The sequence below is a fragment of the Cupriavidus sp. GW821-FHT07C08 genome (assembly GCF_059419025.1).
The window spans coordinates 58,276-78,555 of record NZ_JBWKQZ010000034.1; the positions used below are offsets into that span (position 1 = coordinate 58,276).

Here is a 20,280-nt window from a genome sequence, read left to right on the forward strand (position 1 = left end):
GCGCCTCAGCGCACCTTCCCCTCCTTCCACGCCTGCAGCAGCTTGTCGTAAGGAATGGTCTCGCCCTTCGGCTTTTCGTCAGCCAGCTTCTTCCACGGCGCATGGTCGTTCGACAGCCACTTGCCCGGATCTCCCTTCGGGTTGAGCTTGGGCGCGCAGTTGCTCATGCCGGCGCGTTGCAGCCGCGCCATGACCTGGTCCATTTCTTCGGCCAGCGTGTCCATGGCGGCTTGCGGCGTCTTCTCGCCGGTCACCGCGGTGGCCACGTTCTTCCACCACAGCTGGGCCAGCTTCGGATAGTCGGGCACGTTGGTGCCGGTCGGCGTCCAGGCCACGCGCGCGGGGCTGCGGTAGAACTCGACCAGCCCACCGTACTTGGCCGCGTTCTTGGTCAGGTAGTCGTGGTGGATGTCGCTGTCGCGGATAAAGGTCAGTCCGGTCAGCGACTTCTTCAGCGAGACCGTCTTGGACGTGACGAACTGCGCGTACAGCCAGGCGGCCGCCAGCTTGTTGGGGTCGGTGTTCTTGAAGAAGGTCCACGAGCCCACGTCCTGGTAGCCGTTCTGCATGCCCTGCTTCCAGTACGGGCCGTACGGCGACGGCGCCATGCGCCACTTGGGCGAGCCGTCGGCGTTGACCACCGGCAGCCCCTTCTTGGTCATGTCCGCGGTGAAGGCGGTGTACCAGAAGATCTGCTGCGCCACCTGGCCTTGCGCGGGGACCGGGCCGGCCTCGGAGAAGGTCATTCCCATCGCCTGCGGCGGCGCGTACTTCTTCATCCAGTCGATGTACTTGGTCAGCGCATAGACCGCCGCCGGGCTGTTGGTGGCACCGCCGCGCGACACCGAGGCGCCGACCGGCGTGCACTTGTCCTCGGCGACGCGGATGCCCCACTCGTCCACCGGCATGCCGTTGGGCAGGCCCTTGTCGGCGGTGCCGGCCATCGACAGCCAGGCGTCGGTGAAGCGCCAGCCCAGCGACGGGTCCTTCTTGCCGTAGTCCATGTGCCCATAGACCTTCTTGCCGTCGAGCTCCTTCACGTCGTTGGTGAAGAAGTTGGCGATGTCCTCATAGGCCGACCAGTTGGTCGGCACGCCCAGGTCATAGCCGTACTTGGCCTTGAACTTGTCCTGCAGGTCCTTGCGCGCAAACCAGTCGGCGCGGAACCAGTACAGGTTGGCAAACTGCTGGTCGGGCAGCTGGTAGAGCTTGCCGTCCGGCGCGGTGGTGAACTTGGTGCCGATGAAGTCCTTCACATCCAGCCCGGGGTTGGTCCATTCCTTGCCGGCGCCGTTCATATAGTCGGTCAGCGGCAGGATCGAGCCATAGCGGTAGTGCGTGCCGATCAGGTCCGAGTCAGAGATCCAGCCATCGTAGATCGACTTGCCGGACTGCATCGAGGTCTGCAGCTTCTCGACCACGTCGCCTTCCTGGATCAGGTCGTGCTTGACCTTGATGCCGGTGATCTCCTCGAACGCCTTAGCCAGCGTCTTGGATTCGTACTCGTGCGTGGTGATGGTTTCAGACACCACGCTGATCTGCGTGACACCCTTGGCCTTGAGCTTGGCGGCGGCGTCGATGAACCACTTCATTTCGGCCTGCTGCTTGTCCTTGGCCAGCGACGAGGGCTGGAACTCATTGTCGATCCACTTCTTCGCTTCCGCCTCGCCCGCCCAGGCGGACCCGCAAGCCAGCGCGGCCGCGCAGGCAAGGGCTGACATCCCCAACTTCACGTGCACTTTCATTGGTGTCTCCTCAAGAATTCCCCTCCCCGGCTATGGTCCTGGTGGCGGCCCCGGGGCAGGGATAAGCCGCAAACCCTCCATCCAACCGTGATGCTTCCGATCCCCGGCTAGCCCTTGCGCATGATCAGCGCCAGCACCAGCATCGATACACCGAAGCTGATCCAGACCGACGGCTCTTCGGACAGCGACAGCCACGCGGTGACCTTCTCGCCCAGTCCTACCCACGCCAGGTTGACCCAGGCGGCGCACATCAGCCCGATAAACAGCCGGTCGCCACGCGTGGTCGCGATCGGCAGGAAGCCCTTGCGCAGCACCGAAGGCGCGCGTATTTCCCAGATAGTCATGCTGATCAGCATGACCACGATGCAGCCGAAGAACACCGCTACCGGCGTCGTCCAGACCATCCAGCTCAGCATTGCGCCGTCTCCTTGTGTTGTGATGGGGTTGCGCCTTGCGCTTACACGCGGCCCATCGCGAAGCCCTTCGCGATGTAATGCCGCACGAACCAGATCACGATGCCGCCGGGCACGATGGTCAGCACGCCGGCCGCGGCCAGCACGCCCCAGTCCATGCCCGATGCCGACACCGTGCGCGTCATGGTGGCGACGATGGGCTTGGCGTTGACCGAGGTCAGCGTGCGCGCCAGCAGCAGCTCCACCCAGCTGAACATAAAGCAGAAGAACGCCGCCACGCCCACGCCGGCCTTGATCAGCGGCAGGAAGATGGTCAGGAAGAAGCGCGGGAACGAGTAGCCATCGACATACGCGGTCTCGTCGATCTCGCGCGGCACGCCCGACATGAAGCCTTCCAGGATCCACACCGCCAGCGGCACGTTGAAGACCAGGTGCGCCAGCGCCACACCCAGGTGGGTATCCATCAGCCCGATGGTGCTGTAGAGCTGGAAGAACGGCAGCAGGAACACCGCAGGCGGCGTCATGCGGTTGGTCAGCAGCCAGAAGAACACATGCTTGTCGCCGATGAACTGGTAGCGCGAAAAGGCATAGGCGGCCGGCAGCGCCACGCTGATCGAGATCACCGTGTTCATCGCCACGTAGATCATCGAGTTGACGTAGCCCGAATACCACGACGGGTCGGTGAAGATGGTCTTGTAATGCTGCAGCGTGAATTCCGCGGGCCATAGCGACAGCGTGGAGACGATCTCCTCGTTGGTCTTGAACGACATGTTCACCATCCAGTAGATCGGCACGATGGCAAACAGCAGGTAGACCAGCAGGAAGCCCGCGCGCCACCAGGTGGCGCGGTTGGCGGGGGTGCGCAATTCAGCCATGGGGCATGTCCTCGCTGCCGGCGGTGCCCGCGCGCTGCATCCAGTTATAGAGGATGAAGCACATGAGCAGGATGATCAGGAAATAGACGATGGAAAACGCCGCCGCCGGCCCCAGGTCGAACTGGCCCACGGCCTTCTGCGTCAGGTACTGCGACAGGAAGGTGGTGGCATTGCCCGGGCCGCCGCCGGTCAGCACGAACGGCTCGGTATAGATCATGAAGCTGTCCATGAAGCGCAGCAGCACCGCGATCATCAGCACGCCGCGCAGCTTGGGCAGCTGGATATAGCGGAACACCGCCAGGCGCGAGGCGCCGTCGATCTGCGCGGCCTGGTAGTAGGCGTCGGGAATGGCGCGCAGGCCGGCGTAGCACAGCAGCGCCACCAGCGGCGTCCAGTGCCAGACGTCCATCACCAGCACCGTGACCCAGGCATCGAAGGCGCTGCCGGTGTAGTTGTAGTCGAAGCCCATCGCCGCCAGCGCGGCGCCCAGCAGGCCGATATCGGTGCGCCCGAAGATCTGCCAGATGGTGCCGACCACGTTCCACGGGATCAGCAGCGACAGCGCGATGATCACCAGCACCGCCGATGCCTTCCAGCCCCTGGCTGGCATCGACAGCGCCAGCAGGATGCCCAGCGGGATCTCCACCAGCAGCACCGCCAGCGAGAAGCCGAGCTGGCGCAGCAGCGCGTCGTGCAGCTCGCCGTCGCGCAGCACGGTACGGAACCACTCAGTGCCGACAAACACGCGCCGCTCGGGCGAGATGATGTCCTGCACCGAGTAGTTGACGATGGTCATCAGCGGCAGGATGGCGGAGAACGCCACGCACGCCACCACCGGCAACACCAGCAGCCAGGCCTTCTGGTTGACGGGCTTCATTGGACCAGTTCCTCGTTGACGTAGTAGCAGGTATGGCGGTTGAACACCGACAGCCAGGCGGTGTCGCCCGGGCGCAGATCGGCCGCCTCGATACCCAGCCGCGCGCGCAGCGTGCCGGCCAGTGCGCCCGCCTCCTGCACGCCGCCGGTCAGCAGCCAGTAAGTGCCGATATCCTGCGCGCGCTCGACCCGCACCGGCACCGCCTGCGCGTCGCTCTCCGGCGCCAGGCGCAGATACTCGGGCCGCACGCCGATGCGGAAGCTGCCGGCCTCGCGCAACGCCGCTTCGACGGACGGCGACAACTCCGGCAGGTAGCGGCGCCCGGCCAGCTCGATCGCGCCGTCGCGCCACTGCCCGGTCAGGAAATTCATGCCCGGCGAGCCGATGAAATGCCCGACGAAGGTATGCGCGGGACGCTCGAACAGCGCATCGGCTGGCCCCACCTGCACCGCCTTGCCGCGCGACATCACCACCACCTGGTCGGCAAAGGTCAGCGCCTCGGTCTGGTCGTGCGTCACGTAGATCAGCGTCAGGCGGAATTCGTGGTGGATTTCCTTGAGCTTGCGCCGCAGCTGCCATTTGAGCTGCGGGTCGATCACCGTCAGCGGCTCGTCGAAGAGAATGGCCGACACGTCCTGGCGCACCAGCCCGCGCCCCAGCGAGATCTTCTGCTTGGCGTCCGCGGCCAGACCGCTGGCGCGGCGATCGAGCGTGGCCGACAGGTCCAGCATCTCGGCCACGCGCCCTACCCGCTCGCGCACCTGGGCTTCCGGCACGCCGCGGTTGCGCAGCGGGAAGGCCAGGTTCTCGCCGACGGTCATGGTGTCGTAGATCACCGGGAACTGGAACACCTGGGCGATATTGCGCGCCTGCGGCGTGGCAGCGGTCACGTCGCGGCCATCGAAGGCGATGGTGCCTTGCGAGGGCCGCAGCAGCCCGGAAATGCAGTTCAGCAGCGTGGTCTTGCCGCAGCCGGACGGGCCCAGCAGCGCATAGGCGCCGCCATCTTCGAACGTGAATTGCAGCGGCAGCAGCGCGTAGTCCTCGTCGGTACGCGGATTCGGCACATAGGAGTGCGCCAGATCCAGGTCGATGCGCGCCATCTCAGCCCCCTGCCCCGGCAGCCGCGGCCGCGCCGCCGGGCACGTCTGCGGCCAGCCCGCCCGGCCGGCGCGGCGCGTGGATGCGGCGCCCGTCGTCGTCGAACAGGTAGATCTGCTCGGGCAGCAGGTGCAGCGACACCGGCTCGCCCAGCGCCAGGTCGAGCACGCCGGCGAACTGCGCAACCAGGTTGCCCACCGGGGTATCGGCGTGGACAAAGGTGTCTGAGCCTGACAGCTCGGCCAGCGCCACGCGCCCGGGCACCGCCACCGCGCCCGGCTCACCGGCCAGGCGCAATGCCGACGCGCGCACCCCCACCGTGACCGGGCCGTCGTGCCCGCCCGCGCCGGGCACCGGCACGGAGATATCGCCGGCCAGCGTGACCCAGCCGCCCTGCAGCCTGCCCTCGACCAGGTTCATCGGCGGATCGTTGAACGCACGCGCCACGCGCAGCGAATCGGGATAGTGAAAGACCTGGGGCGTCGGGCCGTACTGCAGCAGTTCGCCGGCGTCCAGCACCGCGGTATGCCCGCCCAGCAGCAGCGCTTCGCCGGGCTCTGTGGTGGCATAGATCACGGTGGCGTCGCCATGCGCGAACAGCTGCGCCAGTTCCTCGCGCAGTTCTTCGCGCAGCTTGTAGTCAAGGTTGACCAGCGGTTCGTCCAGCAGCATCAGCGGCGCCTCCTTGGCCAGCGCGCGCGCCAGTGCCACGCGCTGCTGCTGCCCGCCGGAGAGCTCGGACGGATAGCGGTCCAGCAGGTGGTCGATATGCAGCCGCCCGGCCAGCTCGCGCACGCGCGCGGCAATCTCTGCGGCCGGCGCCTTGCGCCGCAGCCGCAGCGGCGAGGCAATGTTGTCGAACACCTTGAGCGACGGGTAGTTGATGAACTGCTGGTAGACCATCGATACGTTGCGCTCGCGCACCGGCATGCCGGTCACGTCGTGGCCGTCGACCAGCACGCGGCCGGCGCTGGGCCGGTCCAGCCCGGCCATCACCCGCATCAGCGATGTCTTGCCCGCCTGCGTGGCGCCCAGCAGGATGGTCACCGCGCCCGGAACCGGCACGAGTGTCATCGGATAGAGATACGCCTGCGAACCTGCCTGCTGTGCGACGCCTTCCAAACGTAGCTGCATCCGGTCTCCATGTTCGATATGCTTCCCGCATCACAGCTTTGGCGCGATGCAGGCGCACAAGTCTTGGCTTTACGTTCGTTTTAGCAACAAAACGAACGTAAAACAATAGTGCACCGCATCATTTGTTTTCGTTTCTGTTTGAACTAGAATCCCGGCATGACCCTGAATCCCCGCCAGACGGCCCTGCTCGAAGAAGTCCGCACCCAGGGCTTTGCCTCCATCGACGAACTTGCGCGCAAGTTCGGCGTCACGCTCCAGACCGTGCGCCGCGACGTCAACCTGCTGGCCGAGAACGGCATGCTGGCGCGCTTCCATGGCGGGGTGCGGGTGGAGGGCTCCACCACCGAGAACATCGCCTACCGGCAGCGGCAGGTGCTCAACGCCGAGGGCAAGGCGCGCATCGCGCGCGCGGTGGCCGCCGCGGTGCCCGAGGGCTGCTCGCTGATCCTGAACATCGGCACCACGGTGGAAGAGATAGCGCGCGAGCTGATGCACCACCGCGGGCTGCGCGTCATCACCAACAACCTGAACGTGGCCAATATCCTTGCCGACAACCCCGATTGCGAGGTCATCGTCGCCGGCGGCGTGCTGCGCTCACGCGACCGCGGCATCGTGGGCGAGGCCACGGTGGAGTTCATCCGCCAGTTCAAGGTGGATATCGGGCTGATCGGCATCTCGGGCATCGAGACCGACGGCACACTGCGCGACTACGACTTCCGCGAGGTCAAGGTGGCGCGGACCATCATCGAGCATTCACGCGAGGTGTGGCTGGCAGCGGACGCCAGCAAGTTCAACCGCCAGGCGATGGTGGAGCTGGCGCACGTGTCGCAGGTCGACCGGCTCTTTACCGATGAGCCGCTGGCAGCGCCGTTCGACCAGATCGTTGCCGACAGTGGGGTGAAGTGTGTGGTGGCGGAGCGGGACTGACCCGCTGGCCCGGCATCCCCGCGCCGGCGGGGATGCGGCAGCCGTGAAGCGGCAGGATTCCCGCGGGCGCGGGAACCGGGGGACGGCGAGCTTACTTGAACACCACGGTCTTGTGGCCGTTCAGCAGGATACGGTGTTCGGCATGCCACTTGACCGCGCGCGCCAGTGCCACGCATTCCACGTCGCGGCCGACGGCGGTCAGTTGCTCCGGGTCCATGCTGTGGTCCACGCGCTCGATCTCCTGCTCGATGATCGGGCCTTCGTCCAGGGCGGCGGTGACGTAGTGCGCGGTCGCGCCGATCAGCTTCACGCCGCGCTCATGCGCCTGGTAGTACGGCTTGGCGCCCTTGAAGCTGGGCAGGAACGAATGGTGGATATTGATCGCGCGGCCGGCCAGCTTGCGGCACAGGTCGTCGGACAGCACCTGCATGTAGCGCGCCAGCACCACCAGGTCGATCTTCTGCTCCTGCACCACGTCGAAGACGCGCGCTTCCTGCGCGGCCTTCTGCTCGGCCGAGGCGTTCATCAGCGGCAGGTGGAAGAACGGCACGTCGTACGACGCAGCCAGCTGGTAGAAGTCGCGGTGGTTCGAGACGATGGCCGCGATCTCGACCGGCAGGCCGCCGACCTTGGCGCGGAACAGCAGGTCATTCAGGCAGTGGCCGATCTTGGACACCATGATCATCACGCGCGGCTTGACGGCGGCGTCGTTCAGCTCCCACTGCATGCCGAACTGGTCGCCCACCGGCGCGAACGCGGCCTTCAGCGTGTCCAGGTCCGGGCCGCCGGCGGCCGGCGTGAAATGCACGCGCATGAAGAAGCGGCCGGCGTACTCGTCACCGTACTGGTCGGAATCGACGATATTGCAGCCGTGCTGGAACAGCAGGCCCGAGACGGCATGGACGATGCCCGGCTGGTCGGGGCACGAGAGGGTCAGGATGAATCCGGTGTTGCTCATGGTGTGTTGTTCTGTCGGAATGGCGCGGCGCAAGGCCGGGAAAATCAGGTCAGCGAGGTCGGCAAGACCGGCACAGGCGGAACCCGCGGCGACGGCTCAGGCGCGCTGGTCAGGACCGAGCCAGCCGCGCCGCCCAAGGGCATCCAGCGTCACCAGTGTCGCATCGACCGTCATGGCGCCGGCCGACATGATAGCAAGCAATGCGGCCACATCGACGCGCCGGTGCTCGCTGACCTCGCCATCCTGGTTGCGCGGCGTGAAGCCGGGCGGCAGCAGCAGGTCGTAGACGTAGACCTGCTCCCACTGTACGCCTTCGGGCAGGTCGCGCAGCACCTCGATCACGCCGTGGGCCTGCGCGCCCTGCGCCAGCGCGGGCGGGATGCCGGATTCTTCCTCGCATTCGCGCACCAGCGTCGCCAGCGGATCGCTGCCGTGCGGCATGCCGCCGGCAACCAGGTTGTCCCACATGCCGGGGTCGACCGACTTGGCCGGGCTGCGCCGCGAGATCCACAGCGCGGGACCGCCATCCACATCGCCATCGACAATGCCGTTCATGTGCGAGGCAAAGGTCAGCAGCCCGAGAAAGCGCGCCGCCGCGCGTTCCACCACGGCGAGTGCGGGCGCGTCCAGCGCGGGCGTGACCGCGAACAGTTCGTCGCGCCAGCCGCGCACGTGGCCGGCATCGGCCAGCTGGCGGGCCAGCGCCTGCAGCGCGGCGCTGCGCGCGTCGAAGTCATTGCGCCCGGGCAGCAGTTCAGCCGCCGTGGTGCCATCGGCCAGGCGCTCGTCCGGGCCGAGGATGGCGCCCATGCCGCGCAGGATTGCCGCATGGGCACGCGGCAGCCAGCCAACCTGCTGGCCGGCCACCATCAGGCGCAGCTTGGCGGCGGCATCGAAGCCGCTGCGCGCCGCCAGCGAGGCGGCGATCTGCGCGGCGGGACCGGCGGCGAGGTTGCCCGCGGGGTCCGCGGGCGGCAAGGAAGACATTTCAGCCATCAGGAATCCATGCGCCGGCCGGGCCGGCGTGCTTTGTCATTGTCAGGATTGAACGCATGAACCAGCCAGCCGCGCAGGCCCAGCGCCCTGCATCGTCCCAGCTTCCCACCGAGCCGCAATATGTGCTGGCGCTCGACCAGGGCACCAGCAGCTCGCGGGCCATCCTGTTCGACCATGCCGGCAATGTGGTGCGACTCGCGCAGCGCGAGTTCCGCCAATATTACCCACATCCCGGCCATGTCGAGCACGACCCTTACGAGATCTGGCAATCGCAGCTGGCGGTGGCGCACGCGGTGCTGGCCGATGCCGGCATCTCGGCCTCGCAGGTGCGCGCCATCGGCATCACCAACCAGCGCGAGACCACCGTGCTGTGGGACCGCAAGACCGGCGAGCCGGTCGGGCGCGCGCTGGTCTGGCAGGACCGCCGCACCGCCCCCATGTGCGAGGCGCTGCAGGCCGCCGGCCACGGCGAGCTGTTCCGCGACAAGACCGGCCTGATCATCGATGCGTATTTCTCCGGCACCAAGCTGCGCTGGATGCTCGACAACATCGAAGGCGCGCGCGAACGCGCCCAGCGCGGCGAGCTGGCCTTCGGCACGGTCGACAGCTGGCTGATCTGGCAACTGACCGACGGCGCACGCCATGTCACCGATGTGTCAAATGCCTCGCGCACGATGCTGTTCAATATCCACAGCTTCGAGTGGGACGACGCGCTGCTGGCGCTGCTCGACATCCCGCACGCGCTGCTGCCCGAGGTGGTGGCGTCCAGCGGCGAGGTGGCGCGCACCTCGGCGCGGCTCTTCGGCATGCAGATCCCCATTGCCGGCATCGCCGGCGACCAGCAGGCCGCCACCTTCGGCCAGGCCTGCCTGTCGCCGGGCATGGCCAAGAACACCTACGGCACCGGCTGCTTCCTGCTGATGAATACCGGCTCGCAGCCGGTCACGTCGCACAACCGGCTGCTGACCACGATCGGCTGGCAGATCCGCGGGCAGACGCAATATTGCCTGGAAGGCGGCGTGTTCATGGGCGGCGCCACCATCCAGTGGCTGCGCGACGGCCTGAAGATCATCAACAGCGCGCCCGAGGTCGAGCCGCTGGCGCGCCAGTGCGACGACACCGGCGGCGTGGTGCTGGTGCCCGCCTTTGCCGGCCTGGGTGCGCCGCACTGGGACCCCTTTGCACGCGGCACGCTGGTCGGCATGACGCGCGGCACGGGCCGGCCGCAGATCGCGCGCGCGGCGCTGGAATCGATCGCGCTGCAGAGCGTCGATGTGCTGGAAGCCATGCAGAAGGACGCCGGCATCTCGCTGGCCGAGCTGCGCGTGGACGGCGGCGCCTCGCGCAGCGACCTGCTGATGCAGATGCAGGCCGACCTGCTCGGCACCCCGGTGGTCCGCCCGCGCGTGACCGAAACCACCGCGCTGGGCGCCGCTTACCTGGCGGGCCTGGCCACCGGCTACTGGAGCGATCCGGCAGAGATCGCGCAGCAATGGCAGGTGGAGCGGCGCTTTGAGCCGAACCTGTCCGCTGACGCGCGCAGTCACCGGCTGGCGCGCTGGCATCGCGCCGTCGACCGCGCGCGCGACTGGGCGCGCGAGGACCAAGCCAACGGCAGCCACGCGTGAGCGCCGGCCCACCCCGAACACACTCCCCAAAAAAGCGTCATGCAGAGAGTCTCCACCCCGATCCAGCCCCCCGACCGCGCCGCCCTGCTCGCCACCCTGGAGCGCGAGCCGCGCTGGGACGTGATCGTCATCGGCGGCGGCGCCACCGGCCTGGGCACCGCAGTCGACGCCGCCTCGCGCGGCTACCGCACGCTGCTGGTCGAAGCCGCGGATTTTGCCAAGGGCACCTCCAGCAAGGCCACCAAGCTGGTCCATGGCGGCGTGCGCTACCTGGCCCAGGGCAATATCAGCCTGGTGCGCGAGGCCCTGCACGAGCGTGGCCTGCTGGCGCGCAACGCGCCGCACCTGGTGTGGCCGCTGGGCTTCGTGGTGCCGGCCTACCAGCTGTTCGACCAGCCCTTCTACGGCATCGGCCTCAAGGTCTACGACATGCTGGCCGGCGACCTCAACCTGGCCGGCAGCCGCTGGCTGAATCACCGCGAGGTGCTGGCCGCGGCGCCCAACCTGGCCGAGCACGTCGGCGGGCGTCCGCTGCGCGGCGGCAACCTGTATTTCGACGGCCAGTTCGACGATGCGCGGCTGGCGGTGGCGCTGATGCGCACGCTGTTCGACGTGGGCGGCACCGCCGTCAACTACATGCGCGTGACCGGGCTGAGCCAGCAAGGCGGCGTGATCAGCGGCGTGACCGTGCAGGATGCGCTGGGCGACGCCACCTTCCACCTGCGCGCCGACTGCGTGATCAACGCCACCGGCGTGTGGGTCGATGCGATCCGGCAGATGGAGGACGGCCACGCGCGCGCCATGGTCGCGCCCAGCCAGGGCGTGCACCTGACGCTGCCGCGCAGCTTCCTGCCGGGCGAGCGCGCCATCCTGATCCCCAAGACCGACGACGGCCGGGTGCTGTTCGTGGTGCCATGGAACGGCCACACCATTATCGGCACCACCGATACGCCGCGCCGCGACCTGCCGCTGGAGCCGGACGCCGGTGCCGACGACGTCGATTTCATCCTGGAAACCGCTTCGCGCTACCTGGCCAGGGACCCGACCCGCGCCGACGTCACCAGCGTCTGGGCCGGCCTGCGGCCGCTGGTGCGGGCCACCGGCGAGGCCGCTACCGCGTCGCTGTCGCGCGAGCATACGATCCTGGTGTCCAAGGCCGGGCTGATCACCGTCACCGGCGGCAAGTGGACCACTTACCGCAAGATGGCCGAAGACGTGATCGAGACCGCGATCCAGCGCCAGATGGTGCGCGCGGCCCCGTGCACGACCGCCGAGCTGCCCCTGCACGGCGCGGCGGGGCTGCCGGCCGGCCTGCCGCCGCCGGATTCAGGCTCGCCGGACCGCTACTACGGCAATGAGCTGGACCTGCTGCGCGCGCTGCCCGGATATGACCGGATGCTGGCACCGGCGTCGGGCCTGACCGAGGCGCACGTGCGCTTTGCGGCCCGGCACGAACTGGCGCGCCGGGTCGAGGACGTGCTGGCCCGCCGCAACCGCGTGCTGTTCCTGGACGCGCGCGCCGCCGTGGACGCCGCGCCGGCCGTGGCCGCGGTCCTGGCCGAGGAGCTCGGCGAGAACGAGGCCTGGCAGGCGCGCGAAATCGAGAGCTTCCGCACGCTCGCCGCCGGCTACATGCTCGGCTGACCCGGACGCCGGCGCAACCGCCGCCGGCGCCACCCCTCTCAACTGGCTGGCACACCACCCCATCGACCAAGGCAAACCCATGACCACTTGCCCGATCCTGTCCTGCGCCCGCGCCGTGGCCCTGCTCGCAACCGTCGGCGCGTGCGCCGCGGCACACGCCGCCCGCGCGCCCGGCATCGACGGCGTGCGCTTCCCGGACGTGCGCACCGTGCGCTACCAGTGCGACGGCGGCAAGACGCTGTCCGTGCGCTATTTCAACAGCCCGGACAACCAGGCGGCGGTGTTCCGCGTCGAAGGCAAGCCGGTGCTGGCGGTCAGCACCGTGTCGGCCTCCGGCGCGCGCTATGTCGGCGGCCGCTACGAATGGTGGAACAAGGGCGAGGAAGGCACGCTGCGCGACCTGATGCAGGCCGAAAACGCCGCGCCGGCGCTGGCCAACTGCCACGCAAAGCCCTAAGCGCCACGTCACCGTTTGAGGTGGCGGCGTTCCGGGCGATAATGCGGGGATTGAATCAGGGAGAACACCATGGACGAGATTGAAGATCTGTCCGATCTGCCGATGCCCCGCTTTATCTGGGGCTTCGCCGTTATCGCAGGCAAAGGCGGCGAGGTCATGCACGACGAGTTCGAGTATCTGACCCACACCCGCAGCCCGCGCTTCACCTGCCGCGTAGTCGAGCTAGAAGACATGCCGGCGGAAAGCGAGGAAGACGCCATCGATGGCCGCATCGTCCATGATGACGATCCGAGCCGGATGTTCTATATCACCGATGCCGGCATGGCGCTGGTCAATTTCCAGCTGTTCGACAAGATGCCGGACAAGCAGAAATTCAAGCGCGTCTGCGACGAAGCCATCGCCAACTGGATGCTGCGCCGCGAATTCCTTGACGAAGAAGAAGAGGACTGACCCGCTCGTGACCTGATGGGGTCAGACAGGTGGCCGCGGCGCGGCCACCATGTTTCAGCTCTCGGCCTGCTCCGGCGGCAACGCGCCCGCCAGCAGTTCATTGAGCAGCCCGGTCATGCCACCCGGGTGATCCACGGCAAGCGCCTGCAGGCGCTTGACCAGCGTGCCGTCCAGCTTGCACGCAAAGGGCACCAGACCTTGCTCCTGGTCCAGCCGGCGCTGTTCGCGCCGGTCCGGGCGCGCAGCGCCGCCGGGAATACCCCGCCCCGCCGTAGCCTGCTTCAGGCTGTTGGCGATCTTCAGGCCCTTGTTTTTTTCCAGGTCCGTTTTCTTCACGGCATTATCCGAAAGTCTGTAGAGGCCGGTATTGTACGCACCCGCGGCACCCACCGGCCGCAAGGCGACCGGCGCCGCTATTCGTTGCCGACTTCGATCAGTTCGGCGGCCACCCGCTGGATTTCCGCATAGACCGGAATCGCCTCCATCGGCCCGGTGCAGCCCACGGCCGTGGCCTGGCTGGCATCGGCGCCAGGCGGCAGGAACACAAAGGCCATGCCGGGCTGCCAGCCGGGATGCTTGCGCAGGCTGTCATTGAGGATGTCGAGATACTGCGCGCGCGTGAAAACGTGCTTTGCCATTGCTACCTCCGGTATCCGCTGCCGATGCGCCGCGCGGGCGCGGTTGTCATGGCGGCGATCGTAGCATGGCAAGGCCACCCGGCGTCACCGTGCGGCGCCGGGCGGCTGGCGCATCAGCACTCGCCCTTCTTGGCGTGGCCGGGCGGACAGTGATAGCCCTTGTCCTTGTGGCCCTTATCCTTGTACCCGCCCTGGTCCCAGCGCCCCGGCACCAGCACCCAGCCGTCGCGCGACTGGATCCAGCGCGGCGACTCATAGAAATAGCCGGGGCGTTCACGTTCCCAGCGCCCCTTCTTCCAGGCGTGCTTGTGGTAGTGGTCATCCCAGTCCCAGTAGCCCGGCACCCAGACATAGCCTGAGCGCGGCGCGGGCACGACCTCGTAGATCGGGGCCGGCGGTGGTACGCCGATGGCAACGTTGACCGACACCTGGGCCATCGACCCCGCACTGAATGTCAGGCCGGAACCCAGCAGGGCCGCCAGCAGGAGGGCCCTGGCCGGCCGGAGCGCGCGATGTGTCATGGGAGTCCTTTCTAGTGGAGGAACATGCCCACAGTCTAGCGCGCACCGATCCCGGCGCATTGTAAGAAACGGTATCCGTTGATCACAAAGATGCCGGCGCGCAACACTGGCCCCAGCCTAGTGGTCTTCGGCCATCGCCTTGAGCTGGGCCTCGCCCGCTACCCGCGCGGCATCCGAGGTGGTGAAGGTGTCGTCCGAGACGATGGCGCGCCGGATCTGCTGCGCGCCGAAGTCCACCAGCGCGATGACCCACACATAGCGCCCCGCCTGGGGCGCCGTTTGCACAAAGGCCTTCAGGTTGTTCCGCGATTCACTTGCCATGATCCATCTCCTGGTGAGACGTGCCGCAGCACAGGTGTCTGGGGAACTCTAGCACATGGCTGGCCCGCTCACCGGGCTGCGGCCTCCGTGGCGAAGTCACGCAATTCGCGCGCCCGCGCGGCCGTCATCCGGGCCATGCAGGTCGCCCCGGCCACGCGCGCGGCGGTGCCGCCGGCCGGATTGGCCATATAGGCGCAATTGGCCTGGCGGAACTCCAGCCAGACACGCTGCGCCACCCGCAACTGGCCGGTACGCGGCGCTTCCAGCCGCCGCAGCAAGGCTTGATAGGCGCTGTTCAGCGCCACGTCCTGGACCCGTGTTTCGGCCGCGGCGCAGCCGAGCATGTCGGCAGTCGACATGGCCTTGGCCATGCAGCGTTCATATTCAGCGCTCAGGCCATTGCTTTGCTCGGCGCGGGCCGGTGCGCCCGCCACGGCAAGACCAAGGACGGCAAGACATGCGATGACGCGCATAACGGCTCTCCCTTTGCCTGGTGGTGACGCGACGATGCTGGGCCATGCCGGGGCATCGGGCCGTTCAGGCCAGCCAGCGCCCCAGCGTGGCCACGGCGATATTGACCAGCCCGAGCACCAGGTTGGTCCCCACCGCCTGCCGGATGCGGTTCAGCGCGGCACCGGCCGCCGGCCAGTCCTGGGCCTCCACGGCCCGGCCCAGCACGCGATACGGCCCAAACCACACGTAGCAGAAAATCACCGTCATGACGAGGCCGATGCCCATCATCAGGTGCCAGTTGCGTGGGGCAGCGGACATGCCCACTGCGGCCATCATCGCCGCGCCGCTCAGCAGGATCGCGATCACCGCAGCCCACACCCACGGGAAGAAGCGGGCAAACACGCCGCGCCAGAGCCGCAGCCGCGGCGGCGGCTCCAGCACGGTGCCGGCCACGGGCCGCAGGCACAGGTAGGCAAAGAACATGCCGCCCACCCAGACGGCAACGCCGGCAACGTGCAGGAAGCGGAAAAGCGGGTCGGCAATCATGGCGGCAAGCGGCGGCGAGGCGCGCGTTGGGGACGATGGCCCCATTCTAAGTGTTGTGTCCGCCACGGCGAAGCGCTGCGCGCGTTCCAGCCTGACTTCAGGAAAACAACGAAAAACCGTTAAACATTCCGTATCACGCCGCGTCGCAAACTGGCCCCACGGAATCATGCCCGCACAAGCGCGTTCCGGGGCCGAGCCTGCCCGTGGCTAACGCTTGACCGCCCGGAACCGGCCCCCGGACAATAACCGCGGCTGCGGCCAGCCCGCCACTCCGTACCGAACCTCCTGCCCCAGACCATGGCACCTGCCCCAGCCAGCGCCCTTCCCGGTGCCGATTCCGCCCGACGTCCCCCGCTGCTGCGCCGCGCCCTGCCGGCCCTGCTCGCCGTGACGCTGGCGGTGCTGCCAGCCATGCTGCCGCCGGCGGTGACGGCGCAGCCCGCGCCGCAGCGCACCGACCTGGTCGCGCGCGTGGTCTTCAGCCTGCTGGGGTATGCACGCTGGCCGGTCGAGCGCGACCCCGTGCGGCTGTGCGTGGACAGCACCAGCCGCTACTCCGCACGGCTGATGGAAGGCGGCATGCTCGCCAACGGCCGGTCGGTGCGCACGCGCCAGGTCGACGTGCTGGCCGACATGCTGCATCCGGCCTGCGATGCCCTCTATGTCGGCGCCATGAACGAAGCCCGCCGCAAGCGCCTGTCGGGCGAACTGACCGGCCGCCCGGTACTGGTGATCGCCGAAGAAGACTTCGAGTGCGAGGTCGGCAGCATGTTCTGCCTGAACATCCGCGACCAGCAGGTCTCGTTCCGCGTCAACCTCGACACGCTCGCGCGCAGCGGCGTGCACGTGCACCCCGGCGTGCTGCAGCTGGGCCGCCGCAAGGGAGCGCCGTCATGAGCGCGCACCAGCCGGCGCGCGGCAACGGCGCCCGCCCTACCCTCTACAGCGTGCTGCGCCGGATCCACCTGGGCGTGGCGCTGATCGCGGTATTCACTGCCGGGGTCTCGCTGACCGCCCTTGGCCTGACCGCACTGCGCGTCTATGCCGAACACAACGTGCGGCTGGTGGCCCGCTCGATCGCCTACACGCTGGAAGCGCCGGTCGTATTCCGCGACCAGGCGGCCACCGGCGAGACGCTGGCGGCCATCGCCGCATCCGAGGACATCGCGCGCGCCACCGTCTACGACCACGACAACCACGTGCTGGCCGAATGGCAGCGCCCCGGCCAGGCGCCACTGACCGGCTTGCGCCACGTGCTGAGCGAGTGGCTGAGCATGGGCGTCGTGGAACAACCGATCCTGCACCAGACGCAACCGGTCGGCATGCTGCGCGTCAGTGGCGACCCCCGCAACCTGTTGCATTTCCTGCTGCAGGGCGCGCTCGGCCTGCTTGGCTGCCTGCTGCTGACCGCCGTCGGCGCCCACTACCTGGCCAGCCGGCTGCTGGTGCAGATCGTCGAGCCGCTGCGCAACCTGATGCGCGTGGCGCACGCGGTGCGCTCCAAACGCGATTTCGCGCAGCGCACGCCGCCGGCCAGCATCGCGGAACTCAATGCCCTCAGCGAAGACTTCAACGGCCTGCTGGACGAACTGCAGACCTGGCAGAACCAGATGCAGCACGAGAACCGCTCGCTCGCCCACCGCGCCAACCACGATGCACTGACCGGCCTGCTCAACCGCGCCGCCTTCGTCGAAGCGCTGGAGCACGCCGTACGCCATGCCGCGGCCAACGACGAATACGCGGCCGTGCTGTACCTGGACAGTGACGATTTCAAGAACATCAACGACCGCCACGGTCATGCTGCCGGCGACGCCGTGCTGGTGGCCGTGGCCCGGCGCATCCGCACCAGCCTGCGCGCCAGCGACACCGTGGCACGCATCGGCGGCGACGAATTCGCCGTGCTGGCCGCAGCGCTGCGCGCGCCGCGCGACGCCATCCATATCGCCGAGCATATCCTGCAGGCGATGTCCGCCCCGATCGACCTGCCCGACGGCAGCACGGTGCAGGCGTCGCTCAGCATCGGCCTCGCCGTTTTCCCGGTCCACGCACAAGGCAGCCAGGCGCTGCTGCACGCGGCCGACGCCGCCATGTACGGCGCCAAGCGGCGCTCCGGCGGCACCTGGCAAAGTGCCGAGCCGCGCCTGGACGTCACGCAGTGAGAACCCCCATGCCCGAGCGCCCGACCCTGCCCTGCTGGAAGTCCCTGTGGAAACTCTGGCTCGCCGCCGTCGTGCTGGCGGGGCTGTCGCTGGCCGGCTGCCAGACCGCGCCGCCAGCCACCGGGCTGTCTCCGGCCCAGGTCGCGGTGCTGAAGCAGGAAGGCTTCGCGCTGACCGATGAAGGCTGGGAACTCGGCCTGTCAGACAAGCTGCTGTTCGGATTCAATGAGGACCTGATCGACGCTGAGCGCGCCGCCAATGTGCAGCGCCTCGGGCGGGCGCTGAAGGGCGCGGGCATCGAGCGCCTGCGCGTGGATGGCCACACCGACGACGCGGGCTCGGCCGAATACAACCAGTCGCTGTCAGTGCGGCGCGCCGAAGCCGTGGCAAGGCTGCTGGCGGGCGCCGGCTTTGCGCCGGAAAACATCGAAGTTCGCGGACGGGGCAAGAGCCGCCCGGTGGCCGACAACCGCACCGCCGCCGGACGCAGCGAGAACCGGCGCGTCGCCATCATCGTATCGGTCGACTAGGGCGGCGGTCGCGCTTCAGTCCCCGAACGGGTTGGGCGCGCGGTTCTCCGGCGCTTCGCTCAGGTCGAACTCGTCGCGCACCTTGTCCACCACCGCACGGATGCTGGCCTCGTAGCCGGACGCATTGCCGAAGCCCGTCATGTTCCAGTTGCGCCCGCGGGCGTCGCGCGCGTGCGGCACCGGCGCCGGCACCCGGACCTTGGCGCCGTCCTCGCCGATTTCATAGATTTGCTGGATGCGCCGGCTAACCTCGTCCTGCAGGGCACGCCGGCCACGCTCACGCTTGGCCATGGCTGACTCCTCGATGATTCCCGAGGCATCCTAGCACGCACGCAAATCAGCTCAAAGCGCAGCCTTGGCAGCCTGGTATGCAGCGTAAAGCCGCGCAAAGACCGGCCCCGGCACGCCCTTGCCAATGGCGCGGCCATCGATGGTCACCACCGGCAGCAGCTCCTTGCTGGCCGACGACAGCAGCACCTCATCGGCGGCGAACACCTCTTCCTTCGCGATGCGGCGCGCCTCCAGCGCAATCCCCATCGCGGCACAGACCTCTTCCATGAACCCGTAGCGGATGCCTTCCAGGATCAGGTTGTCCTTGGGCGGCGCCATCACGCGGCCATCACGCACCACCCACACATTGGACGCCGACGCCTCGGTCAGCCAGCCATCCCGGAACTGGATCGCTTCGATCACGCCGTGCTCCACCGCATGCTGCGCCGCCAGCACGTTGCCCAGCAGCGACGTCGACTTGATCTGGCAGTTCAGCCAGCGCCGGTCCTCCATCGTCACGCACGCCACGCCCTGCTCAAGCATCTGCGCCGACGGCAACGCCATCGGATTGGTCATGATCAGCACCGTCGGCACGACCTCCTTCGGAAACGCATGCGTGCGCTTGGCGACGCCGCGCGACACCTGGATGTAGACCAGCTGGTCCGACAGGCCGTTTGCCTGGACCACCTCGCCGACCAGCTCCAGCCACTGCCCGGCGCTGTACGGATCGGGAATTCCGATGCCCTCCAGGCTGCGGTGCAGGCGGGCCAGATGCTGGTCCCCGCGGAATGGCTTGCCGTTGTAGTAAGGGATGACTTCGTAGATGCCATCGCCAAAGATGAAGCCGCGATCGAGGACGGGGATGCGGGCTTCGGAGAGGGGGGTCAGGGTGCCGTTGAGGTGGACGATGGGGTCGGACATGGGGGCAAGTGCCAGAGATTCGAAAGAGATGCCTCATTCTTTCACGGGCAGGCAGGCAGGTTCATGCAATTTGCGCATGAGGCTGGCTACCCGTGCCATGTCGGCGCCGGCGCGCAGGCTCAGGCTGGCGGCAGCGCTTTCGACAACAGCACAGTCGTAAAGCCGCTGTCCCAGCTCTCATCGGGATAGAAATCGATCTCGGCATAACCATGGCGCCGGTAGAACGCGCGGCTTTGCACGTTGAACGTGTCCGTCTCCAGCCTCGCCTCGCGATGCCCGGCTCTGGCAATCTCGCCTTCGGCATGGGCCAGCAGACCATGCCTTCGTGGCGGTGACGGGCATGGCCATGTCGCCCTGCGGCAACACCTCTATTTAGAGGGATGCGCGATACAAGGTCCTATACGACCATCCTCACGGGCGATCCCGCGACTCGCCCACCACTACTTCAGCCCTCGCCTACCCTGGCCGAGGGCTTTTCTTTGAGCCCATCAGGCATCACGGAGTTACCAGGGACTGGAAACAAAAAGCCGCCCAAACGGGCGGCTTAGCTTTGCACAGTGTTCTGGCGGAGAGAGGGGGATTCGAACCCCCGATAGGCTATTAACCTATACACGCTTTCCAGGCGTGCGACTTAAACCACTCATCCATCTCTCCGGGAAGTCCGAGATTATAGCAGAGTTGCCTGGCGAATCCAGTGCTTCGTCGCCGTATCTCGC

General features: G+C 67.7%; 24 protein-coding genes, 1 tRNA gene and 1 pseudogene. 8 read left to right on the forward strand and 18 right to left on the reverse strand.

Annotation, left to right across the window (positions count from 1 at the left end; genetic code table 11):
• Positions 1-5: 5 nt before the first annotated feature.
• The 6 genes from AC07UK_RS32000 to AC07UK_RS32025 all read right to left on the reverse strand — a co-directional run bounded on the left by AC07UK_RS32000 (position 6) and on the right by AC07UK_RS32025 (position 6,145).
• Positions 6-1,733: an ABC transporter substrate-binding protein gene (locus tag AC07UK_RS32000; protein ID WP_114132585.1), complete on the reverse strand. Its 1,728-nt coding sequence runs from the start codon at positions 1,731-1,733 to the stop codon at positions 6-8.
• Between the two features lie 119 nt (positions 1,734-1,852).
• Positions 1,853-2,161 carry a DUF2160 domain-containing protein gene (locus AC07UK_RS32005; RefSeq protein ID WP_013957313.1) on the reverse strand — a complete coding sequence of 103 codons (309 nt, stop codon included), beginning with the start codon at positions 2,159-2,161 and terminating at the stop codon, positions 1,853-1,855.
• Between the two features lie 41 nt (positions 2,162-2,202).
• Entirely contained in the window at positions 2,203-3,033 is an 831-nt protein-coding gene (locus AC07UK_RS32010) for a carbohydrate ABC transporter permease (RefSeq protein ID WP_013957314.1), read from the reverse strand.
• Positions 3,026-3,910: a carbohydrate ABC transporter permease gene (locus tag AC07UK_RS32015; protein ID WP_035818277.1), complete on the reverse strand. Its 885-nt coding sequence runs from the start codon at positions 3,908-3,910 to the stop codon at positions 3,026-3,028. Before AC07UK_RS32015 ends, AC07UK_RS32010 begins: the two co-directional genes overlap by 8 nt.
• Positions 3,907-5,013, reverse strand: coding sequence for an ABC transporter ATP-binding protein (locus tag AC07UK_RS32020; RefSeq protein ID WP_436222165.1), 1,107 nt, complete (start codon positions 5,011-5,013; stop codon positions 3,907-3,909). Before AC07UK_RS32020 ends, AC07UK_RS32015 begins: the two co-directional genes overlap by 4 nt.
• Position 5,014: 1 nt before the next feature.
• Positions 5,015-6,145: an ABC transporter ATP-binding protein gene (locus AC07UK_RS32025; RefSeq protein WP_436222166.1), complete on the reverse strand. Its 1,131-nt coding sequence runs from the start codon at positions 6,143-6,145 to the stop codon at positions 5,015-5,017.
• A 156-nt stretch (positions 6,146-6,301) separates the two neighbouring features.
• Between AC07UK_RS32025 and AC07UK_RS32030 the strand changes: the two genes are divergently transcribed.
• Positions 6,302-7,072 carry a DeoR/GlpR family DNA-binding transcription regulator gene (locus AC07UK_RS32030; protein ID WP_316150549.1) on the forward strand — a complete coding sequence of 257 codons (771 nt, stop codon included), beginning with the start codon at positions 6,302-6,304 and terminating at the stop codon, positions 7,070-7,072.
• Between the two features lie 91 nt (positions 7,073-7,163).
• Here the strand turns inward: AC07UK_RS32030 and purU are convergent, their stop codons facing one another.
• Positions 7,164-8,030: a formyltetrahydrofolate deformylase gene (purU, locus tag AC07UK_RS32035; RefSeq protein ID WP_035818285.1), complete on the reverse strand. Its 867-nt coding sequence runs from the start codon at positions 8,028-8,030 to the stop codon at positions 7,164-7,166.
• 96 nt (positions 8,031-8,126) lie between these two features.
• A complete protein-coding gene (locus tag AC07UK_RS32040) occupies positions 8,127-9,026 on the reverse strand; it encodes an NUDIX hydrolase (protein WP_436222167.1) in 900 nt (299 codons plus the stop codon).
• Between the two features lie 56 nt (positions 9,027-9,082).
• Between AC07UK_RS32040 and glpK the strand changes: the two genes are divergently transcribed.
• The 4 genes from glpK (at position 9,083) to AC07UK_RS32060 (ending at position 13,205) form a co-directional block, all read left to right on the forward strand.
• Positions 9,083-10,654 carry a glycerol kinase GlpK gene (gene glpK / locus AC07UK_RS32045; protein ID WP_436222168.1) on the forward strand — a complete coding sequence of 524 codons (1,572 nt, stop codon included), beginning with the start codon at positions 9,083-9,085 and terminating at the stop codon, positions 10,652-10,654.
• Positions 10,655-10,693: 39 nt separating this feature from the next.
• Positions 10,694-12,298 (forward strand): glycerol-3-phosphate dehydrogenase/oxidase, encoded by a 1,605-nt coding sequence (locus AC07UK_RS32050; protein ID WP_494687313.1) that lies wholly within the window; start codon positions 10,694-10,696, stop codon positions 12,296-12,298.
• 79 nt (positions 12,299-12,377) lie between these two features.
• Positions 12,378-12,755: an MliC family protein gene (locus AC07UK_RS32055; RefSeq protein WP_494687314.1), complete on the forward strand. Its 378-nt coding sequence runs from the start codon at positions 12,378-12,380 to the stop codon at positions 12,753-12,755.
• 69 nt (positions 12,756-12,824) lie between these two features.
• Positions 12,825-13,205 carry a hypothetical protein gene (locus tag AC07UK_RS32060; RefSeq protein ID WP_114132477.1) on the forward strand — a complete coding sequence of 127 codons (381 nt, stop codon included), beginning with the start codon at positions 12,825-12,827 and terminating at the stop codon, positions 13,203-13,205.
• Between the two features lie 54 nt (positions 13,206-13,259).
• On the opposite strand, the gene AC07UK_RS32065 is transcribed toward AC07UK_RS32060, so the two are convergent.
• From AC07UK_RS32065 to AC07UK_RS32090, 6 genes are all read right to left on the reverse strand, one after another.
• Entirely contained in the window at positions 13,260-13,541 is a 282-nt protein-coding gene (locus AC07UK_RS32065) for a hypothetical protein (RefSeq protein ID WP_041228006.1), read from the reverse strand.
• Positions 13,542-13,618: 77 nt separating this feature from the next.
• Positions 13,619-13,843 (reverse strand): hypothetical protein, encoded by a 225-nt coding sequence (locus AC07UK_RS32070; protein WP_010814355.1) that lies wholly within the window; start codon positions 13,841-13,843, stop codon positions 13,619-13,621.
• Between the two features lie 113 nt (positions 13,844-13,956).
• Positions 13,957-14,364: a YXWGXW repeat-containing protein gene (locus AC07UK_RS32075; RefSeq protein ID WP_494687315.1), complete on the reverse strand. Its 408-nt coding sequence runs from the start codon at positions 14,362-14,364 to the stop codon at positions 13,957-13,959.
• 117 nt (positions 14,365-14,481) lie between these two features.
• On the reverse strand, positions 14,482-14,685 hold the full coding sequence (locus tag AC07UK_RS32080; protein WP_010814357.1) for a hypothetical protein: 204 nt from the start codon (positions 14,683-14,685) through the stop codon (positions 14,482-14,484).
• Between the two features lie 68 nt (positions 14,686-14,753).
• On the reverse strand, positions 14,754-15,158 hold the full coding sequence (locus tag AC07UK_RS32085; protein ID WP_114132474.1) for a lysozyme inhibitor LprI family protein: 405 nt from the start codon (positions 15,156-15,158) through the stop codon (positions 14,754-14,756).
• 64 nt (positions 15,159-15,222) lie between these two features.
• A complete protein-coding gene (locus tag AC07UK_RS32090; RefSeq protein ID WP_436222172.1) occupies positions 15,223-15,729 on the reverse strand; it encodes a CopD family protein in 507 nt (168 codons plus the stop codon).
• Between the two features lie 252 nt (positions 15,730-15,981).
• Here AC07UK_RS32090 and yfiR point away from each other — a divergent pair, with 252 nt between their 5' ends.
• Genes yfiR through yfiB form a run of 3 tightly spaced genes read left to right on the forward strand, consistent with a single transcriptional unit; the run spans position 15,982 to position 18,373 of the window.
• The gene (gene yfiR, locus AC07UK_RS32095) at positions 15,982-16,581 is read left to right on the forward strand and encodes a regulatory sequestration protein YfiR (RefSeq protein ID WP_436222173.1); all 600 of its coding nucleotides are present in this window, start codon (positions 15,982-15,984) and stop codon (positions 16,579-16,581) included.
• On the forward strand, positions 16,578-17,843 hold the full coding sequence (dgcN, locus tag AC07UK_RS32100; RefSeq protein WP_436222174.1) for a diguanylate cyclase DgcN/YfiN: 1,266 nt from the start codon (positions 16,578-16,580) through the stop codon (positions 17,841-17,843). The genes yfiR and dgcN overlap by 4 nt, the downstream gene beginning before the upstream one ends.
• 8 nt (positions 17,844-17,851) lie before the next feature.
• On the forward strand, positions 17,852-18,373 hold the full coding sequence (yfiB, locus tag AC07UK_RS32105) for an outer membrane lipoprotein YfiB (protein ID WP_436222175.1): 522 nt from the start codon (positions 17,852-17,854) through the stop codon (positions 18,371-18,373).
• Between the two features lie 15 nt (positions 18,374-18,388).
• Here the strand turns inward: yfiB and AC07UK_RS32110 are convergent, their stop codons facing one another.
• The 4 genes and pseudogenes from AC07UK_RS32110 to AC07UK_RS32125 form a co-directional block, all read right to left on the reverse strand.
• Positions 18,389-18,664 (reverse strand): hypothetical protein, encoded by a 276-nt coding sequence (locus AC07UK_RS32110; RefSeq protein ID WP_013957332.1) that lies wholly within the window; start codon positions 18,662-18,664, stop codon positions 18,389-18,391.
• Positions 18,665-18,715: 51 nt separating this feature from the next.
• The gene (locus AC07UK_RS32115; protein ID WP_035818312.1) at positions 18,716-19,564 is read right to left on the reverse strand and encodes a D-amino acid aminotransferase; all 849 of its coding nucleotides are present in this window, start codon (positions 19,562-19,564) and stop codon (positions 18,716-18,718) included.
• Positions 19,565-19,683: 119 nt separating this feature from the next.
• Positions 19,684-19,878 (reverse strand): annotated as a pseudogene (locus AC07UK_RS32120) (GNAT family N-acetyltransferase); the annotation flags it as partial.
• A gap of 249 nt (positions 19,879-20,127) precedes the next feature.
• A tRNA-Ser gene (locus AC07UK_RS32125) sits at positions 20,128-20,218 on the reverse strand.
• Between the last annotated feature and the right edge of the window lie 62 nt (positions 20,219-20,280).

Bases quoted from the DNA above. Each gene is read 5' to 3' on its own strand.
- AC07UK_RS32030 (WP_316150549.1), top strand. From the start codon at position 6,302: ATGACCCTGAATCCCCGCCAGACGGCCCTGCTCGAAGAAGTCCGCACC.
- AC07UK_RS32055 (WP_494687314.1), top strand. From the start codon at position 12,378: ATGACCACTTGCCCGATCCTGTCCTGCGCCCGCGCCGTGGCCCTGCTC.
- AC07UK_RS32025 (WP_436222166.1), bottom strand. From the start codon at position 6,145: ATGCAGCTACGTTTGGAAGGCGTCGCACAGCAGGCAGGTTCGCAGGCG.
- AC07UK_RS32040 (WP_436222167.1), bottom strand. From the start codon at position 9,026: ATGGCTGAAATGTCTTCCTTGCCGCCCGCGGACCCCGCGGGCAACCTC.
- AC07UK_RS32070 (WP_010814355.1), bottom strand. From the start codon at position 13,843: ATGGCAAAGCACGTTTTCACGCGCGCGCAGTATCTCGACATCCTCAAT.
- glpK (WP_436222168.1), top strand. From the start codon at position 9,083: ATGAACCAGCCAGCCGCGCAGGCCCAGCGCCCTGCATCGTCCCAGCTT.
- purU (WP_035818285.1), bottom strand. From the start codon at position 8,030: ATGAGCAACACCGGATTCATCCTGACCCTCTCGTGCCCCGACCAGCCG.
- AC07UK_RS32020 (WP_436222165.1), bottom strand. From the start codon at position 5,013: ATGGCGCGCATCGACCTGGATCTGGCGCACTCCTATGTGCCGAATCCG.
- AC07UK_RS32015 (WP_035818277.1), bottom strand. From the start codon at position 3,910: ATGAAGCCCGTCAACCAGAAGGCCTGGCTGCTGGTGTTGCCGGTGGTG.
- AC07UK_RS32010 (WP_013957314.1), bottom strand. From the start codon at position 3,033: ATGGCTGAATTGCGCACCCCCGCCAACCGCGCCACCTGGTGGCGCGCG.
- AC07UK_RS32115 (WP_035818312.1), bottom strand. From the start codon at position 19,564: ATGTCCGACCCCATCGTCCACCTCAACGGCACCCTGACCCCCCTCTCC.
- yfiR (WP_436222173.1), top strand. From the start codon at position 15,982: ATGGCACCTGCCCCAGCCAGCGCCCTTCCCGGTGCCGATTCCGCCCGA.
- AC07UK_RS32085 (WP_114132474.1), bottom strand. From the start codon at position 15,158: ATGCGCGTCATCGCATGTCTTGCCGTCCTTGGTCTTGCCGTGGCGGGC.
- AC07UK_RS32110 (WP_013957332.1), bottom strand. From the start codon at position 18,664: ATGGCCAAGCGTGAGCGTGGCCGGCGTGCCCTGCAGGACGAGGTTAGC.
- AC07UK_RS32060 (WP_114132477.1), top strand. From the start codon at position 12,825: ATGGACGAGATTGAAGATCTGTCCGATCTGCCGATGCCCCGCTTTATC.
- AC07UK_RS32075 (WP_494687315.1), bottom strand. From the start codon at position 14,364: ATGACACATCGCGCGCTCCGGCCGGCCAGGGCCCTCCTGCTGGCGGCC.
- AC07UK_RS32090 (WP_436222172.1), bottom strand. From the start codon at position 15,729: ATGGGGCCATCGTCCCCAACGCGCGCCTCGCCGCCGCTTGCCGCCATG.
- AC07UK_RS32005 (WP_013957313.1), bottom strand. From the start codon at position 2,161: ATGCTGAGCTGGATGGTCTGGACGACGCCGGTAGCGGTGTTCTTCGGC.
- yfiB (WP_436222175.1), top strand. From the start codon at position 17,852: ATGCCCGAGCGCCCGACCCTGCCCTGCTGGAAGTCCCTGTGGAAACTC.
- AC07UK_RS32050 (WP_494687313.1), top strand. From the start codon at position 10,694: ATGCAGAGAGTCTCCACCCCGATCCAGCCCCCCGACCGCGCCGCCCTG.
- dgcN (WP_436222174.1), top strand. From the start codon at position 16,578: ATGAGCGCGCACCAGCCGGCGCGCGGCAACGGCGCCCGCCCTACCCTC.
- AC07UK_RS32080 (WP_010814357.1), bottom strand. From the start codon at position 14,685: ATGGCAAGTGAATCGCGGAACAACCTGAAGGCCTTTGTGCAAACGGCG.